This is a genomic window from Salinicola sp. RZ23, from assembly GCF_003206675.1.
GTDB lineage: Bacteria > Pseudomonadota > Gammaproteobacteria > Pseudomonadales > Halomonadaceae > Salinicola > Salinicola endophyticus.
The window spans coordinates 178006-193173 of the sequence record NZ_PZJK01000015.1 but is presented as its reverse complement, the minus strand read 5'-3'; the positions used below and the strand labels follow the sequence as shown (position 1 = coordinate 193173).

At 66.3% G+C, this 15168-nt stretch carries 12 protein-coding genes; 5 read left to right on the top strand and 7 right to left on the bottom strand.

Going from position 1 to position 15168, the window contains the following annotated elements; all coding sequences use genetic code 11:
- Window positions 1-328: 328 nt before the first annotated feature.
- The 4 genes from DOM67_RS15675 (at window position 329) to sulP (ending at window position 4382) form a co-directional block, all read left to right on the top strand.
- A complete protein-coding gene (locus tag DOM67_RS15675) occupies window positions 329-931 on the top strand; it encodes a polymer-forming cytoskeletal protein (protein ID WP_110677597.1) in 603 nt (200 codons plus the stop codon).
- Between the two features lie 87 nt (window positions 932-1018).
- On the top strand, window positions 1019-1390 hold the full coding sequence (locus tag DOM67_RS15670) for a flagellar protein FlaG (protein WP_110677595.1): 372 nt from the start codon (window positions 1019-1021) through the stop codon (window positions 1388-1390).
- Between the two features lie 147 nt (window positions 1391-1537).
- Window positions 1538-2482 carry an alpha/beta hydrolase gene (locus DOM67_RS15665; protein ID WP_232825279.1) on the top strand — a complete coding sequence of 315 codons (945 nt, stop codon included), beginning with the start codon at window positions 1538-1540 and terminating at the stop codon, window positions 2480-2482.
- A gap of 97 nt (window positions 2483-2579) precedes the next feature.
- The gene (sulP, locus tag DOM67_RS15660; protein ID WP_110677593.1) at window positions 2580-4382 is read left to right on the top strand and encodes a sulfate permease; all 1803 of its coding nucleotides are present in this window, start codon (window positions 2580-2582) and stop codon (window positions 4380-4382) included.
- Window positions 4383-4386: 4 nt separating this feature from the next.
- Here the strand turns inward: sulP and DOM67_RS15655 are convergent, their stop codons facing one another.
- Window positions 4387-5619, bottom strand: a complete 1233-nt coding sequence (locus tag DOM67_RS15655; RefSeq protein WP_110677591.1) for an AGE family epimerase/isomerase — start codon at window positions 5617-5619, stop codon at window positions 4387-4389.
- A 179-nt stretch (window positions 5620-5798) separates the two neighbouring features.
- On the opposite strand from DOM67_RS15655, the gene csiR reads away from it, so the two are divergent.
- A complete protein-coding gene (csiR, locus tag DOM67_RS15650) occupies window positions 5799-6494 on the top strand; it encodes a DNA-binding transcriptional regulator CsiR (protein ID WP_232825290.1) in 696 nt (231 codons plus the stop codon).
- A 6-nt stretch (window positions 6495-6500) separates the two neighbouring features.
- Here the strand turns inward: csiR and DOM67_RS15645 are convergent, their stop codons facing one another.
- The 6 genes from DOM67_RS15645 to DOM67_RS15620 form a co-directional block, all read right to left on the bottom strand.
- Window positions 6501-7718 carry a CaiB/BaiF CoA-transferase family protein gene (locus DOM67_RS15645; RefSeq protein WP_110677586.1) on the bottom strand — a complete coding sequence of 406 codons (1218 nt, stop codon included), beginning with the start codon at window positions 7716-7718 and terminating at the stop codon, window positions 6501-6503.
- 4 nt (window positions 7719-7722) lie between these two features.
- Window positions 7723-8901: an acyl-CoA dehydrogenase gene (locus DOM67_RS15640; protein WP_110677584.1), complete on the bottom strand. Its 1179-nt coding sequence runs from the start codon at window positions 8899-8901 to the stop codon at window positions 7723-7725.
- A 169-nt stretch (window positions 8902-9070) separates the two neighbouring features.
- Window positions 9071-10774 (bottom strand): thiol reductant ABC exporter subunit CydC, encoded by a 1704-nt coding sequence (gene cydC / locus DOM67_RS15635; RefSeq protein ID WP_110677582.1) that lies wholly within the window; start codon window positions 10772-10774, stop codon window positions 9071-9073.
- Complete coding sequence (gene cydD, locus DOM67_RS15630; protein WP_110677580.1) at window positions 10771-12495, bottom strand: thiol reductant ABC exporter subunit CydD; 1725 nt, start codon at window positions 12493-12495, stop codon at window positions 10771-10773. Before cydD ends, cydC begins: the two co-directional genes overlap by 4 nt.
- Window positions 12492-13493, bottom strand: coding sequence for a cytochrome d ubiquinol oxidase subunit II (cydB, locus tag DOM67_RS15625; RefSeq protein ID WP_110677578.1), 1002 nt, complete (start codon window positions 13491-13493; stop codon window positions 12492-12494). The genes cydD and cydB overlap by 4 nt, the downstream gene beginning before the upstream one ends.
- Window positions 13494-13497: 4 nt before the next feature.
- Window positions 13498-14910, bottom strand: a complete 1413-nt coding sequence (locus DOM67_RS15620) for a cytochrome ubiquinol oxidase subunit I (protein ID WP_110677576.1) — start codon at window positions 14908-14910, stop codon at window positions 13498-13500.
- Window positions 14911-15168 lie beyond the last annotated feature (258 nt).

Below are 15168 nucleotides of genomic sequence, written 5' to 3'. Positions count from 1 at the left end.
TCACGCCTATATCTTGACCGCGAGAGCCCCATCACTCTCTTCAGGGCTCTACTCACTCCCTTTCGGGCCTTTCGGTTCCTGGATCGTGTCCGTCGACAGGCATGGCGGACAGCCTCGAGCGCACGGCCATGGAACAAGCACGGCTACCTTCAGGTTTTCTTACCCGCGCCGATACACGAATCAATTGCCCCGAAAAAGATGATGGGAGGGCTTCCCTCGTCCCCTGCCAACGTCAGTACTCGGGCTTGGGCGTCTTGAACAGAGACGATGCGGGCGTCTTGAAAAGACGCGGTCATAGACACGTCTCCAGCACAATGAAGAGGAAGGCATGGATTTGGGAGAGTGGCTTCTGCTGGGCGGCCTAGGCTGCTGCCTGCTGCTGCTGTTCGACGGCTACCGTCGGGCACGCGGGCGACGTAAGCGCGCTGTGGCAGCCTCGGCATATGCGTCGTCGCAGACAAAGCCTTTCGAGCAGACAAAACCTGTCGAGAGAGGGAGCACTGAGCCCGACCAGACACTCCCCGAGGCGGACGCGTCATCTTCCTGCCCACCGGCGCCGTCAGGCTCATCAGCGAGTTTCGAAGGTGACGACCCGGCCACACTGATCGGCGCCAGTATGAGCGTGGTCGGCGACATCGACTGCGCCGAATCGATTCGTGTCGAGGGGCGACTCGACGGCACGCTGGCCGCCGATGAACACGACGTCGTCGTCGGTGCACTGGCTGAGGTCGGCCCGCAGCTGAGTGCCGGCACACTACATATCGCCGGCCGCGTGTCGGGCGAGCAGCGTGTGCAGGGGGCGGCGTTGATCGCTCCCGGTGCACGGGTAGAGGGCACACTCACGGCACACAGGTTGGCGTGCCATGAGGGCGCCAGCCTGCAGGGTAGCATCCAGGTGGGCGGCCATCGCTCGGGCGCTGCCCGACGCTGAGCAGCTCCTTCAATGAGTGGCTGACAGCGGCTCGACGCTGGCAGTCGAAGTGCCTGATCCAAGTGTCGCTAACGGGAGTGACAAGCCATGCCCAGCCCCATCGATCTCAACACGCTATCGCTCAACTTGGGCGCCGGCAGCTCGCCACAGCAGCGCCTCGACAGTCTGATGCAGCAGGCACGGCAAAATCTGCCGTTCGTGCAGGATGCCAATGCAGCCGCCAATGATGGCGAGCGCGCCGGCAAGGGTTATCTGAGCGACCAGATCAACGAGCTCAATGCAGTCATGTACCAGTACGGCCTGCGCTTCGAGCTGAGCGACTTCGACAGCCAGGTGATCACCCGGGTCATCGATCGAGCCACCGGCGAAGTCATCCGCCAGATCCCGTCGGAGGAGATGCTGCGGATCGCCAAGGCCTTCGCCGACGACCAGGGCCGCTTGGTCGACGCCTCAGCCTGACACCGACAGCCCTTCCCGCCTCTGGCTTGCCCGGCAGCGCGACATGGCGTCTGAGTAACAGCTGCCGGCGTGCCCTGTTGCGAATTCGTCGAATCGAGCGCCAGCGCTTACGCTTAGGCCACGACACATGGCCGAGGGAGCGGCAAGATGATAGGGCAATCAATGGCGCGCGCGATGCGCGCCCTGCGAATCTGGCAGGAATGGGGGTTGTGTCTGATGCTGGGCATGGCGCTGGGCGGCTGCTCGACCTACGTCAACGCGCCAGACGTCTCGGGGGCGGCCGCAGCCCGAACCCCACAGGGACTCGACTACCAGGTCCTGCCTGACCAGCTATTCACGCCTGGGGATTGGCCGCAGCCGCTGAGCGCGGACGTCTACTTACCCGATACCGCCGGCGACGCCATGCGTCCGGCAGTGATGATGGTTCACGGCGGTGGCTGGGAAGGTCGCTCGAAAGAGGACATGACCCCGATCGCCAAGCGTTTCGCCCGTCACGGCTATGTGGTGATCAACGTCAGCTACCGCTTCGCCCCCGAGTTTCGCTTCCCGGCGCAGTTGCACGATCTGCAGCTGGCACGTCACTGGATCGACGCCCACGCCGCCGAGTGGCGGATCGACCCCGGTCGCATCGCCGGTCTGGGCTACTCCTCCGGCGCCCACCTGGTCAGCCTGTTGGCACTGGTGGCAGGCACCGATAGTCCACTCGACCGTCCCTACGGTGGCGCGGATACCGGCTTCGCCGCCGTCGTCTCCGGGGGCACGCCGGCGGACCTGCGGCTATGGGACAGCGGTCGACTGCTGATCCAGCTGCTGGGCGGTACCAAAGAGGAGCTTCCCGGCGCCTATGCCAGCGCATCGCCGGTGACACATGTCCACGCTGGCGCTCCGCCCTTCTTCCTGTTCCATGGCACCTGGGACGACCTGGTGCCGCCCGAGCACGCTCGGGTACTGTTCACGGCGCTGCAGTCACACGGGGTCCACGTCGAGCTTTACTGGATGCGCTGGCGTGGCCATATCACTGCCTTCCTGCTGCGTGGCGACGCCGAGGATGCGGCACTCGATTTTCTCGCCCGCGAGATGCCCCCTGGCTGAGTGCGGGCAGGCGTCACCCCCGGCTTGCATGCGGCCCGGCGAGCGCGCACCATTATCGTTTCCAACGATAAGCTTATGAACAGAGGCCAAAAAAGCGATGAGCCGATGGAGCGCTAGCGAGCCCCGCGAACGGATTCGGCTGCGGGCGCGTATCGCCGGCTACTTCCCCATCACCACCTGGCTGCCCTACTACAATCGCCACCTGCTCGGCGAAGATCTGATCGCGGCAGTCATCGTGACTCTGATGGTGATCCCCCAGGCGTTGGCTTACGCCATTCTCGCCGGACTGCCGGCGATCGCCGGGCTCTATGCCAGCATGCTGCCGCTGATCGCCTATACCCTGTTCGGCACCAGCCGCACTCTTGCCGTCGGCCCCATGGCGATCGTCTCGCTGATGACCGCTGCGGCGCTGTCTCCGCTATTCGTGTCCGGCACCGTCGCCTACAGCCAGGGGGCGGTCACCCTGGCACTGCTCTCAGGGCTCATCCTGGCGCTCATGGGACTGCTGCGACTGGGCTTTTTCGCCAACTTCCTGAGTCATCCGGTGGTCTCGGGGCTGCTGACCGCCTCGGGGGTACTGATCGCCGCCAGCCAGATCGCCGGTTTGATGGGCATTGGTGGGGCCGGCTTCACGCTGGTCGACCAGCTACTGCACATTCTGCGCCATCTCGAGAAGGTGCACTGGCCCACCCTGGGTCTGGGCCTGGCCGCACTGCTCTTCCTGCTGCTGATGCGCCGCTCCGCCCCTGCACTGCGCCGCCTGGGGCTCGCCGCCGGTACTGCCACTTTCGTCGTGCGCCTGGGCCCGGTCATGGCGGTGGCCATCACCACCAGCCTCTCCTGGGCACTCGACCTCCCCGCGCTGGGCGTGGCCGTGGTCGGCGAGATTCCAGCACATCTGCCGCCGCTCAGCCTGCCTTCACTCAACCCCGCGCTGTGGCGCGAGCTGCTGCTGCCGGCCTTTCTGATCAGTGTGGTGGGCTTCATCGAATCGGTATCGCTGGCGCAGATGCTGGCTGCCCGCCGGCGCGAGCGCATCTCTCCCGATCAAGAGCTGATCGGTCTGGGCAGTGCCAATCTGGCCGCCGCCTTCACCTCGGGTATGCCGGTCACCGGCAGTCTGTCACGCACCGTGATCAACTTCGATGCCGGCGCGCGCACCCCCGCCGCCGGCGCCCTGGCAGCGCTCGGCGTCGGCCTGGTGATCCTGTGCCTGACGCCGCTGATCGCCTACCTGCCGATCGCCACCCTGGCCGCCAGCATCATCGTCTCGGCGATGACTCTGGTCGATCTGCCCGCTCTCAAGCGTACCTGGCGCTACTCGCAGAGTGACTTCGCCGCCATGCTGATCACCATCGTGCTGACTTTCCTGGAAGGGGTGGAGGCCGGCGTGATGGCCGGCGTGGGCGTGTCGCTGGCGCTCTACCTCTATCGCACCAGTCGGCCGCATACCGCCGTGGTAGGCCGGCTGCCGGGCACCGAGCACTTTCGCAACGTGCGCCGTCACGATGCCGAGATCGATGCCGAGATCGGGCTACTGCGGATCGACGAGAGCCTCTATTTCGCCAACGCGCGCTACCTGGAAGATACCGTCTACGGGCTGATCGCCGATCGCCCGGCCATGCGCCACCTGGTGCTCATCTGTTCTGCGGTCAATCTGATCGACGCCTCTGCACTGGAGAGCCTGGAAGCGATCAATGCCCGCCTGGCCGACTCACAGATCGCGCTCAATCTGGCCGAGGTCAAGGGTCCGGTCATGGATCGCCTCAAGAAGAGCGACTTTCTCGATCACCTGAGCGGCGAGGTTTATCTCAGTACCTATAGTGCCTGGACCGAGCTGCGTCACCGCCTGGATGACGAAGCCCGAACCAGGGCCGAGTCATCGGATGCCGCCAGTTGAGGCTTCAAACCCCAGCGAACCTACCGCCGACAGCACGCCCTGGCTCGCTCAACCCTTCACGGCGACGCAGGATCGGCAGCAGCAGATAGCATGTGGCCAGCGGGCGGCGGTCGGTCTTGCCCAGCGGGCTCTTCTCACGTGAGTAGGGGCGATTGTCCGCGGTCAGCGTGGCATACCAGCCACCGCGGAGGCCGTCGATCATGTGCTGGCCGCAGTAGCCGGCAATGCGATCGTACCAGCGCCAGTAGCGCGACTGCCCGGTGGCCTCCGCAAGCAGCGCCGCGGCCGCCAGCCCCTCAGCCTGTACCCAGTGCTGCTTGTCGCGATTGACCACCTCGCGGCGCATGTCCACGCCGCTCACCAGGCCACCATGCACGGCATCCCAACCCGCCTCCATCGCCCCCACGAACAGCGAGCCGGCGGTTTCCAGCAGCCAGCCACGGGCACTCGGCGAACACGCCGCCAGCCTCGTCATCAGCTTGGCCCACTGGACGAGATGGCCGATCTGAAATCCCCAGGGGCGATAGGGATCATCGGGGCGGTCGCGGTGGAGTTCGAAATCCGCCCGCCAATCGCTGTCGAAATGCTCCCACAGCCAGCCGCCGGCGAGCGGTGCCAGCCGCTGCCAGACACAGCGGGTCACGCTCAGCGCCCGCGCCAGACACGCAGCATCGGCGCTCACCGCATAGCAGGCCAGTAGCGCCTCGCACATCTCCAGATTGGCGCGCTGGCCGCGGTAGGGAGTGAGCCGCCAGCGCCCATCCGCCGAGTCGGCGTAGAGTCCGCTGTCGCTTTCGTAAAAGTGCTTGTCGATGAGCACGCGCACCCGTTCGAGCCCCGCCGCCGCCTCGCCGATGCCGGCGTCCAGCGCCACGGCATACGCCTCGAGCACTCGCGCCAGCCCCAGGCCGCGCTGGGCCTCATCCTCCGGCGTAACGCCATCGAGCAGCCAGGCATAGCCCTGGATCCGCGTCTGGTAGTGGCGTTCGTCGAGAAACCGCAGACCATGCCGCGCCCAGGTCAGATACTCGGGCTCCCCACGATATACGGCGTAGCGGGCATAGTTGATCACGAAGCCAGCGCTGGAGAGCAGATGCCGACGCTGGGGCTGAATCCGCTCCCCGCTATCGGTAAAGGCGTGGAAGAACCCCGCCTGGGTATCGATGCAGCGAGGGTGATAGAACCCCATGAGACTATCGATCTGCTGGGCGACTTGAGAGGATGACGTCAATGGCATGAGCAAAGAATCCTTCGGATTGCTCTGTCTGGTGTAACCTGCCTGTCACCGCGACGCAATGCGTCTCTGGTCGTGCTTCTCAAGAAGTCGATATTTTCGTTAAATGTCGACATAGACTGCCATTCATCGCCTCGGCCCCACTCATCATGCCGCCTGATACGCCCAGTCACCCCGTGAACATCGAGCCCAGCTCCGCCGCCCCGCCCACCCAGAGCGCCGAAGCCGCCTATGCGGCACTCAAGCGCGACCTCGTGCGGGGCCGCTACGCCCCCGCGGAAAAGCTGCTGATGAACGAGCTCAAGGCCCGCTACGCCATCGGCGTGGGACCACTGCGCGAGGCGCTGACCCGCTTGGTCGGCGAACGTCTGGTGACCAGCGTCAGCCAACGCGGCTACCGCGTGGCGCCGATGTCGCTGGACGAGCTCGAAGCGCTCTACGACGCCCGCGCCGAACTCGAGGGGCTGCTCACCCGGCTGGCCATCGAACGTGGCGACGACGCCTGGGAGGCTGCAATTCTGGCAGCAGCGCATCGTCTGGCCAGGGTCAGCGACCTGCACTCCGGCGACGACATGCTCGATCTGTGGGATGCCCGCCATCAGGCGCTTCATGCGGCGATCGTCGACGGCTGCGGCTGCCCGCCGCTGCTGCAGGCCCGCGCGGCGCTGTTCGACCAAGCCCAGCGCTATCGTCACCTGTGGCTGCACCAGACGGTGTTCTCCGCCGAGGCGTTGGCCGCCAAGCGAGTCGAACACGCGGCGCTGGTCGAGCGCGTGCTGGCGCGCGATGCCGAGGGTTCCGCGCGCGCCCTGCGCGATCATCTGCTGACCCCGGTGGCGATCATCCAGCAGCGGCTGGCGGAGCGCGGCTGGGCCTGAACGGCATCAGCCGATCACACCCCGTTCACGCAGGGCTTGCCAGTGCGCGGCATCGGGGCCCAGCCACGCCTCGAGAACCTCGAAGGTATGCTCACCCAACCGTGGCGGCATGCCCGATGCGCCCAGACGCTCGCCATCCAGCTTGATCGGGTTGCCGACCAGACGCGCGACCCGACCATCTTCGCCGCGGCGCTCGATCTGCATCCCGCGATGGCGCACCTGGGGGTCGTCGAACACCTGATCGAGGGTGTTGATCGGCCCACTGGGCACCCCTGCCCGCTCCAGCGCCAGCAACCACTCGTCGCGACACCGTTCGCGCAAACGCGCCGCGAGCTTTTCCACCAGCAGCTCGCGGTGCGCCACCCGGGCGGCGTTGGTGGCGAAGCGCGGGTCGTCCGCCAGCGCCGCCAGCGACAGCACCTCACACAGGCGCCGGAACTGGTCGTCGTTGCCCACGGTGATGATGAGATGACCGTCGGCGGCGGCAAACGCCTGGTAGGGCACGATATTGGGGTGAGCGTTGCCCAGGCGCTGGGGCACATTGGCGCTGGTGAGATAGTTGAGCGCCTGATTGGCCAGTACGCCGACCTGGACATCGAGCAACGCCATGTCGATATAGGCGCCCTTGCCATCGCTGTCACGCCGGCGCAGGGCCGCCAGGATGGCGTTGGCGGCATAAAGCCCGGTGAAGATATCAGTGAGGGCGACCCCCACTTTGGTCGGCTCGCCACCGGCCACATCGGGTTGCCCGGTAAGGCTCATCAGCCCACCCATCCCCTGGATCAGGAAATCATAGCCCGCCCGCGAGGCGTAAGGGCCATCCTGGCCGAAACCGGTGATCGAGCAGTAGACCAGGCCGGGGTTCTCCGCCGTCAGGCTGGCGTAATCGAGCCCGTAGGCCGCCAGGCCACCGACCTTGAAATTCTCGATCAGCACGTCGGCGCACGCCGCCAGCCGGCGCACCAGCGCCTGGCCCTCGGGGTCGGCGAGATCGATCGCCACCGAACGCTTGCCCCGGTTGGCACTCAGGAAGTATGCGGACTCCTGGGTGCCGGGTAGCCAGGGCGGCCCCCAGGCGCGGGTATCGTCGCCGCGCCCCGGGCGCTCGATCTTGATCACCTCGGCCCCCAGATCGGCCAGCTGCTGGGTACACCAGGGGCCAGCCAGCACCCGCGACAGATCGAGTACGCGCAGGCCGGCGAGCGGAGCTTGGGCGTCGCTCATGACCTCACCCGAACGCCTGGATGCCGGTCTGGGCGCGCCCCAGGATCAGCGCATGGATATCGTGGGTGCCTTCGTAGGTGTTGACCGTCTCCAGATTGAGCATGTGGCGGATGACCCCGAACTCCAGCGAAATACCGTTGCCGCCATGCATGTCGCGTGCGGTGCGTGCGATGTTCAGCGCCTTGCCGCTGTGGTTGCGCTTGATCAGCGAGATCATCTCCGGCGTCGCCTGGCCGGCATCGAGCAGCTGCGCGACGCGCAGACATGCCTGCAGACCCAGGGCGATCTCGGTCTGCATGTCGGCCAGCTTGAGCTGGATCAGCTGGTTTGCCGCCAGCGGCCGGCCGAACTGGTGGCGATCCAGGGTGTATTGACGCGCCGCGTGCCAGCAGAACTCGGCGGCGCCGAGTGTCCCCCAGGCAATGCCGAAACGCGCCTTGTTGAGGCAGCCGAACGGACCGCTCAGACCAGCGGCCCCCGGCAGCAGCGCCTCCTCGTCGACGAAGACGTCATCGAGCACGATCTCGCCGGTGATCGACGCCCGCAGCGACGCCTTGGCCTGAATGGTAGGCGTGGAGAACCCCTTGGCGCCCCGCTCGACCAGAAAGCCCTTGATGCGGCCCTCATGGGCGTCGGATTTGGCCCACACCACCGCTACGTCAGCGATCGGGCTATTGGTGATCCACATCTTCTGGCCGCTGAGGCGGTAGCCGCCCTCGACCTTGCGCGCCCGGGTCTGCAGGCTGCCAGGGTCGGAACCGGCGTTGGGCTCGGTCAGGCCGAAACAGCCCACCAGCTCGCCCCGCGCCAGTCCCGGCAACCAGCGCTGCTTCTGCGCCTCGCTGCCGTAGGTCTCGATCGGATACATCACCAGCGACGACTGCACGCTCATGGCCGAGCGGTAACCGGAATCGACCCGCTCCACTTCGCGCGCGATCAGGCCGTAGGCCACGTGGCTGGCACCGGCGCCACCGTAGGTTTCGCTCACGGTCGCCCCGAGCAGGCCCAGTTCACCCATCTCGGAGAGAATCTCGCGCTCGAAGCGCTCTGCCTCGAACGCCTCCAGCACCCTGGGCTGCAGCCGTGCCTGGCAGTAGTCCCGTGCCACCTGCTGGATCTGACGCTCCTCGTCATCGAGCTGCTGGTCGAAAAGCAGCGGATCGTCCCACTGGAAACCGGACATGGCACACGCCTCCTGGCGCTGGATCGAAGGAAGGGAGATGGCGTGCGCAACGGCAACGCCCTGCCGGGAGCGTACGCCAAGGCTGCGGGAAGGGATATGCGAAAAACGTCGATATCCAATAACGAATATCGACGTTTTCAAGACAACATCTACGTTATAGCGCCAATGGCTATATTTTCTGCAGGGTTGCACCACCCGCGTCGGATACCAGTCGCCAGCTGCTGTCGCAGCCCGGCAGCGCTGCCGATTCGTGCGCCAGCAACAGCGCGGTGCGCCCGGCCAACCAGCGCGACAGCGCCGCTCTCACTACCTGCGCGGTTGCCGCGTCCAGTCCACTCAATGGCTCGTCGAGGATCACCAGCGGTGAGTTGCGCAGCATCACCCGCGCCAGCGCCACCCGGCGAGCCTGGCCGCCGGAGAGCTGGCGCCCCTGCTCGCCGACCCAGGTCTGGAGCCCCTGTGGCAGCGCTTCGGCCCAGTCGTGCAGGTCCACCTGCTCAAGCACCGCCCACAGCTGTGCGTCGCTGGCCGTGGGATCGCCCATGCGCAGATTGGCGGCCAGGGTGTCATGGAACAGCTCGCTGCGCTGCGTGAGGTAGCCGATGCGGGCACGCAGCGAGTCCGGCGCCAGCTCGGCGACCACATGGTCATCGAAGCGCAGTTCGCCGACATCGGGGTCGAAGGCGCGCACCGCCAGCTGTGCCAGGGTCGACTTGCCGCTGCCGGAGGCACCGATCACCCCGACGATCTGCCCCGGCGCCAGCGCCAGATCGATCCCGCGCAGGACCCAGCGCGGGCCCTGGCGCAATCCGACATCGCGATAGACCAGACTCGGCGCGGCACCACCGCTCTGCAGAGACTCGCCCTCCTGCTCAGGCGTCAGCGCGGTCTGCGCATTGAGACGCTCGGCCGCACGCTGGGTCGCACCGAGCTGGGTGAACGCCATCGGCAGGCCACCGAGGCCCTCGGCCACCGCCAGCGTCCCCAGGGTCAGCATCACCATCACCGCACCGCTTAGGACCCCGCTCGACAGCGCCGCCAGTCCCAGACCAAGCACGCCCACGGCGGCCAGTTGGATCACCAGCGTGGTCAGCGCATTGGCCGCTGCGGTACGCTGGCCCAGTTGGCGCTGATCGGCGATCAGGCCCTGCTCCTCCGCTCTCCAGTGATCCAGATGCGTCTCCAGGGCGGCGTAGGCAGTGAGTTCGGCCAACCCCTCCACCTGCTCCACCGCTCGCACGCGCAGCGCTTCCTGACGATCGACCCGACGGTGGCTGGCGCGCCAGCCCCACAAGGCACAGCCGAGCGTCAACGCCAGCCACAAGGGCAATAACAGTGCCAGCAGCAACCAGCCCGCCGCAGGCAGAAACAGCATGGCGAACAGGGCAAAACCGAGAATCGCCACCAACGCCACCAGCGGCGGCGCCAGCAGACGCAGATAGAGGTTGTCGAGGGTATCGATATCCGCGGTGAGACGGTTGAGCCACTGCGCGGCGCGTGCCCGGGAGAGCGTGCGTGCATCCAACCGTACCAGACGCGCGAACACCCCGCCACGCAGGTCGGCCAGCAGGCGCAGGACGGTGTCGTGATTGTAGAGCCGCTCGAGATAGCGGCTGGCAGTACGTGCCACGGCGAAGGCACGCACCCCGCTGCCCGGCGCGAAGACATCGAAGAACACCGGCACGGAGAGGGCCGCCACCGCAGTGGCGGTGATGAACCAACCGGAAAGCGACAGCAGCCCCAGCGCGCTCACCAGCGTCGCCAGCATCAGTGCGGCGCCCAGCCAGAGGCGTCCACGTCGCGCGCCGAGCACAGCGAGCCACGGGCGCAGGCTGCGATAGAGATCCGTCAGTCGAATTGCCAGAGACCTCATGAGATCGGAACCTCCTGCCACAGGGTGCCGGGAGCGCTGACCAAACGGCCGCCATCGAGGGCGAGCACGCGATCAGCCATGGCCATGAGCGCCGGGTGATGGGTCGCCACCAGCAGCGTGCGCCCGGTGGCGGCGAGTCGCTGGAGTGCGGTCACGACCGCACGCTCGGTCTCGGGGTCCAGAGCCGCGGTGGGTTCGTCGAGCAGCACGAGGCGCGCCGGCGACAGAAAGACCCGCGCCAGCGCCAGACGCTGCCCCTCGCCCCCGGAGAGCCCTACGCCGCGCTCGCCCAAGGGCGTGTCGAGGCCACCCTTGGCGGCGCGCAGCCAGGCGCCCAATCCGGCCTCTTCCAGTGCGCTACGCAGTGCGGCATCACTCGCCGTCGGCGCCACCAGGCGCAGATTCTCGGCGAGGGTGCCCTGGATGATCAGCGGACGCTGGTCGAGCCAGGCGATTGCCGGCCCGGGGGTCACCGCGACACGGCCGCGGTCGGCGGCGACGAAGCCGGCGATCAGCTGCAGCAGGCTCGACTTGCCGCTGCCGGAGGGGCCGACCAGGGCCACCACCTCGCCCGATTCCACGCGTAGCGAGAGTGGCCCCAGCACCCGCTGGCGGCCGACATGGCTGAGCTCCACCGCCTCGAGTTCCACCGCCGCCGTCATCGCCCCGCTCGGTGCCTGTGCCGATGCCGAATCCGTCTCAGGCACAGGCTCATCGAGCAGTGCCATCAACCCTTCCGCAGCGCCCAGCGCCGAGGCACGGTCATGGTAGTGCTGCGACAGCGTGCGTAGCGGCTGGAAGAACTCCGGCGCCAGCAGCAGGATGAACAGGCCGCTGAACAGATCGAGTTCGCCGGCCGGGCCATAGTCGATATAGCCCAGCAGGCCCAGGCCGATGTAGATCGCCACCACCGCGACCGAGACGGCAGCGAAGAACTCGAGTACCGCCGAGGAGAGAAACGCCACCCGCAGGGTGCGCATGCTACGCCGCCGATAATCATGCGCGACGTCGCTCACCTCGGCGGTGGCGCGCTCGCCGAGACCGAACAGCTGCAGTGTGGTGATCCCGCGCACGCGGTCGAGAAAGTGGCCGGAAAGACGTGTCACGGCACGAAACTGCGCCTCGTTCAGGCGTTGCGCGCCCATGCCGATCAGCGCCATGAACAGCGGGATCAGCGGCGCGGCAATCAGCAGCCAGATCGCCGCCAACCAGTTGAGCCACAGCACCACCGCCAGATAGAGCAGCGGCACCAACAACGCCAGCATCACCTGGGGGCGAAAGCGCGCGTAGTAGCCTTCCAGCGACTCGACCTGGTCGACCAGCTGGCTGGCGATCCCGGCGCTGTGCCGAGAAGCCAGGCATACCGGGCCCAGGGCGTGGAGCTTGGCCAGCAACTGCGCGCGCACCTCGCGCTTCACCGTCAGCCCACAGGCCTGGCCGCTCACCTCCTGACCCCACTGGGCAGCGGCGCGCAGCACCAGTGCCAGCCCGACCACCAGCAGTACCGGCCACAGCTCGGCGATGCCTTGCCCCGCGATCACGGCATGCGCGACGATCCAGGCCAGCCCGCCCATCTGCACCAGCGTGGCCACGGCGACAATCAGACCACAGCCCAGCGCGCGACGGTGCCACGGCCGGATGGCCGTGGCCTGTGCCTCCAGCCACGCCCGCGACGGGTTACGCGGACGTGACCGGGCGCCTGAACGCGACCCTCGACTCAATGGTAGCCCTCACCGACGCGCACCTTGCCGCGGAATACCCAGTAGGACCAGGCGGTGTAGACCAGTACGATCGGCAGCACGAAGAGGACCCCGATCAGCAGGAAGAACTGCGACTCCGGCGCCGAGGCGGCATCCCACAGGGTGATCTTCGGCGGCACCACGTAGGGCCAGCGGCTGACGATCAGCCCCAGATAGGTGCACACGAACAGCCCCAGGGTAAGCATGAAGGCGGCACCCTCACGCCCATGCCGGTTGCTGAGGAAGATCCCCAGCGCGCACAGCAGCGCACCGCCAGGCAGCAGCCAGATCACCTGCAGATGATCGAACCAGCGATCGAACACGCCCCGATCGATCCACGGCGTCCACAGACTGACGATGACGAACACCGCGAGCACCCCCAGCAGCAGCTTGGGCACCAGCGCCCGCGCCCAGTCACGCACGTGACCTTCGGACTTGAGCACCAGCCAGGTCGCTCCCAGCAGCGCATAGCCGACCACCAGGCCAATACCCGTGAGGATCGTGAACGGCGTCAGCCAGTCGAAGGCACCACCGACATAGACGCCATTGGCGGTATCGAAGCCCTGGATATAGGCACCGACGACACACCCCTGGGCAAAGGCCGCGAGGAAGGAGCCGCCGGCGAAGGAGAGACTCCAATAGCGCTTGGAGCGGTGCGACTTGAAGCGGAACTCGAACGCCACGCCACGGAAGATCAGCCCCGCCAGCATCAGGAACACGCCCAGGTAGAGCGCCGGCAGCAGAATGGTGTAAACCAGCGGGAAGGCACCGATCAGCCCGGCACCGCCGAGGATCAGCCAGGTCTCGTTGCCGTCCCATACCGGCGCCACCGAATTCATCATCACATCACGGGCATCCTCGTCCGGCGCGAACGGGAAGAGGATACCCAGACCCAGGTCGAAGCCATCCATCAGCACGTACATGATCACGCCGACAGCGATGATGACCGCCCAGATCAGGGAGAGATCGAACATTTCCATGCGCTTAGCTCCTGGAGGCCGAAGTGTGGCCGTCGAACGGCACGTGGGTGGCGGAAAATGGCCGCGCCGGGCGATCCGCGTCGTGAATCTCCTCATCCGGATCGAGCTCGTCGAGTCCCTGACGAATCACCTTGAACAGGTAGTAGACCCCGGCGACGAAGATCACCGCGTAGACGGTGATGTATCCGATCAAGGTCGTCAGCACCATCCAGCCGGAAAGCGAGGGGGTCACCGCGTCCTTGTAGGAGAGCACGTTGTAGACCAGCCACGGTGAGCGTCCGATCTCGGTGACGAACCAGCCCGAGAGCACTGCCAGGAACGGCGCCAGACTCATCAGCTGCAGACCGCGCAGATAGAACCGCGAGGTGTAGAAGCGCCCGCCCTTGCGCAGGAACAGACCCGCCAGTGCGAAGCCGATCATCAGAAGCCCCATCGCCACCATCACCCGGAAGCTGTAGAACACCATCCATACCGGCGGCTGCTGCGACTCGGGGATCTCCTTGAGACCCGGTACCACACCGTTGGGGTCGTGACGCAGGATCAGGCTAGCGCCATCGGGAATGCCGATCTCCACGCGGTTGGCCTGCAGGCTGCGGTCGGGCAACGCGAACAGCAGCAGCGGCACGTGGGATTGGGTATCCCAGTTGCCCTCCATGGCTGCGACCTTCATCGGCTGGTGTTCGAGGGTGTCGAGACCATGCTCGTCGCCGACGAAGGCCTGAAGCGGCGCCAGGATCAGCAGCAGCCACAGGGTCATCGACAGCGCCCGCCGGTGGGCCTCGACATCGCGACCGCGGATCAGGAACCAGGCGCTCACGCCACACACCACGAAACCGCCGGTGAGGAAGGCCGCCAGCGCCATGTGCATGAATCGATAGGGGAACGACGGGGTGAACATCGCCTCCATCCAGGAGGTGACGTGCGCCACGCCATCATGAATCTCGAAGCCCTGCGGAGTCTGCATCCAGCTGTTGGAGACCAGAATCCAGAACGCCGAGATGAAGGTACCCACGGCCACCATCAGCGCAGCAAAGAAGTGCACCGAGGGCGACACCCGATGACGGCCGAACAGCAGCACGCCGAGGAAGCCCGCCTCGAGGAAGAAAGCGGTGATCACTTCATAGCTGAGCAGCGGACCAATGATATTGGCCGCAAAGCGCACGAAGTTGCTCCAGTTGGTACCGAACTGAAACGCCATCACGATGCCCGAGACCACACCGATACCAAACACCACGGCGAAGATCTTGGTCCAGAAGTAGCCCAGACGGTCCCAAACTGCGTTGCCGGTGGCGACATAGAGCCCCTGCAGCACGGCGACATAGGAGGCCAGACCGATGGTGAACACCGGAAAGATGGCGTGGAAGGAGACCACGAAAGCGAATTGCAATCGTGAGAGTAGGATGGGATCTAGTGCCATGGCTGGCTCCTCGGATGTGCGGGCGCGTCGCGAGTCGACTGAGCGGATTGGGCTATCCGCGCCGCCGGGCGCGCTCCCTCTAGTAGTGACCGGCCGTCGAGGTCGGCGAAGATCAACCCTCGCAGGTCTTGGCACCGATGATACGAGTGCTGACAACGGCTTACACGATGTCGCGATGTCGCAGCCCTGCCGCAGGTCCTGGCAAAATATTAGCCAATTCTGCTTGAAGCCGGCAACCATGGGGGCTGGCGCCAGCCC

What these genes read in the sequence shown, in the direction of transcription:
- DOM67_RS15670 (WP_110677595.1), top strand. Translation starts at nt 1,019, where the DNA reads ATGCCCAGCCCCATCGATCTCAACACGCTATCGCTCAACTTGGGCGCC.
- sulP (WP_110677593.1), top strand. Translation starts at nt 2,580, where the DNA reads ATGAGCCGATGGAGCGCTAGCGAGCCCCGCGAACGGATTCGGCTGCGG.
- cydC (WP_110677582.1), bottom strand. Translation starts at nt 10,774, where the DNA reads ATGAGGTCTCTGGCAATTCGACTGACGGATCTCTATCGCAGCCTGCGC.
- DOM67_RS15675 (WP_110677597.1), top strand. Translation starts at nt 329, where the DNA reads ATGGATTTGGGAGAGTGGCTTCTGCTGGGCGGCCTAGGCTGCTGCCTG.
- DOM67_RS15645 (WP_110677586.1), bottom strand. Translation starts at nt 7,718, where the DNA reads ATGAGCGACGCCCAAGCTCCGCTCGCCGGCCTGCGCGTACTCGATCTG.
- DOM67_RS15655 (WP_110677591.1), bottom strand. Translation starts at nt 5,619, where the DNA reads ATGCCATTGACGTCATCCTCTCAAGTCGCCCAGCAGATCGATAGTCTC.
- DOM67_RS15665 (WP_232825279.1), top strand. Translation starts at nt 1,538, where the DNA reads ATGATAGGGCAATCAATGGCGCGCGCGATGCGCGCCCTGCGAATCTGG.
- DOM67_RS15620 (WP_110677576.1), bottom strand. Translation starts at nt 14,910, where the DNA reads ATGGCACTAGATCCCATCCTACTCTCACGATTGCAATTCGCTTTCGTG.
- DOM67_RS15640 (WP_110677584.1), bottom strand. Translation starts at nt 8,901, where the DNA reads ATGTCCGGTTTCCAGTGGGACGATCCGCTGCTTTTCGACCAGCAGCTC.
- cydB (WP_110677578.1), bottom strand. Translation starts at nt 13,493, where the DNA reads ATGGAAATGTTCGATCTCTCCCTGATCTGGGCGGTCATCATCGCTGTC.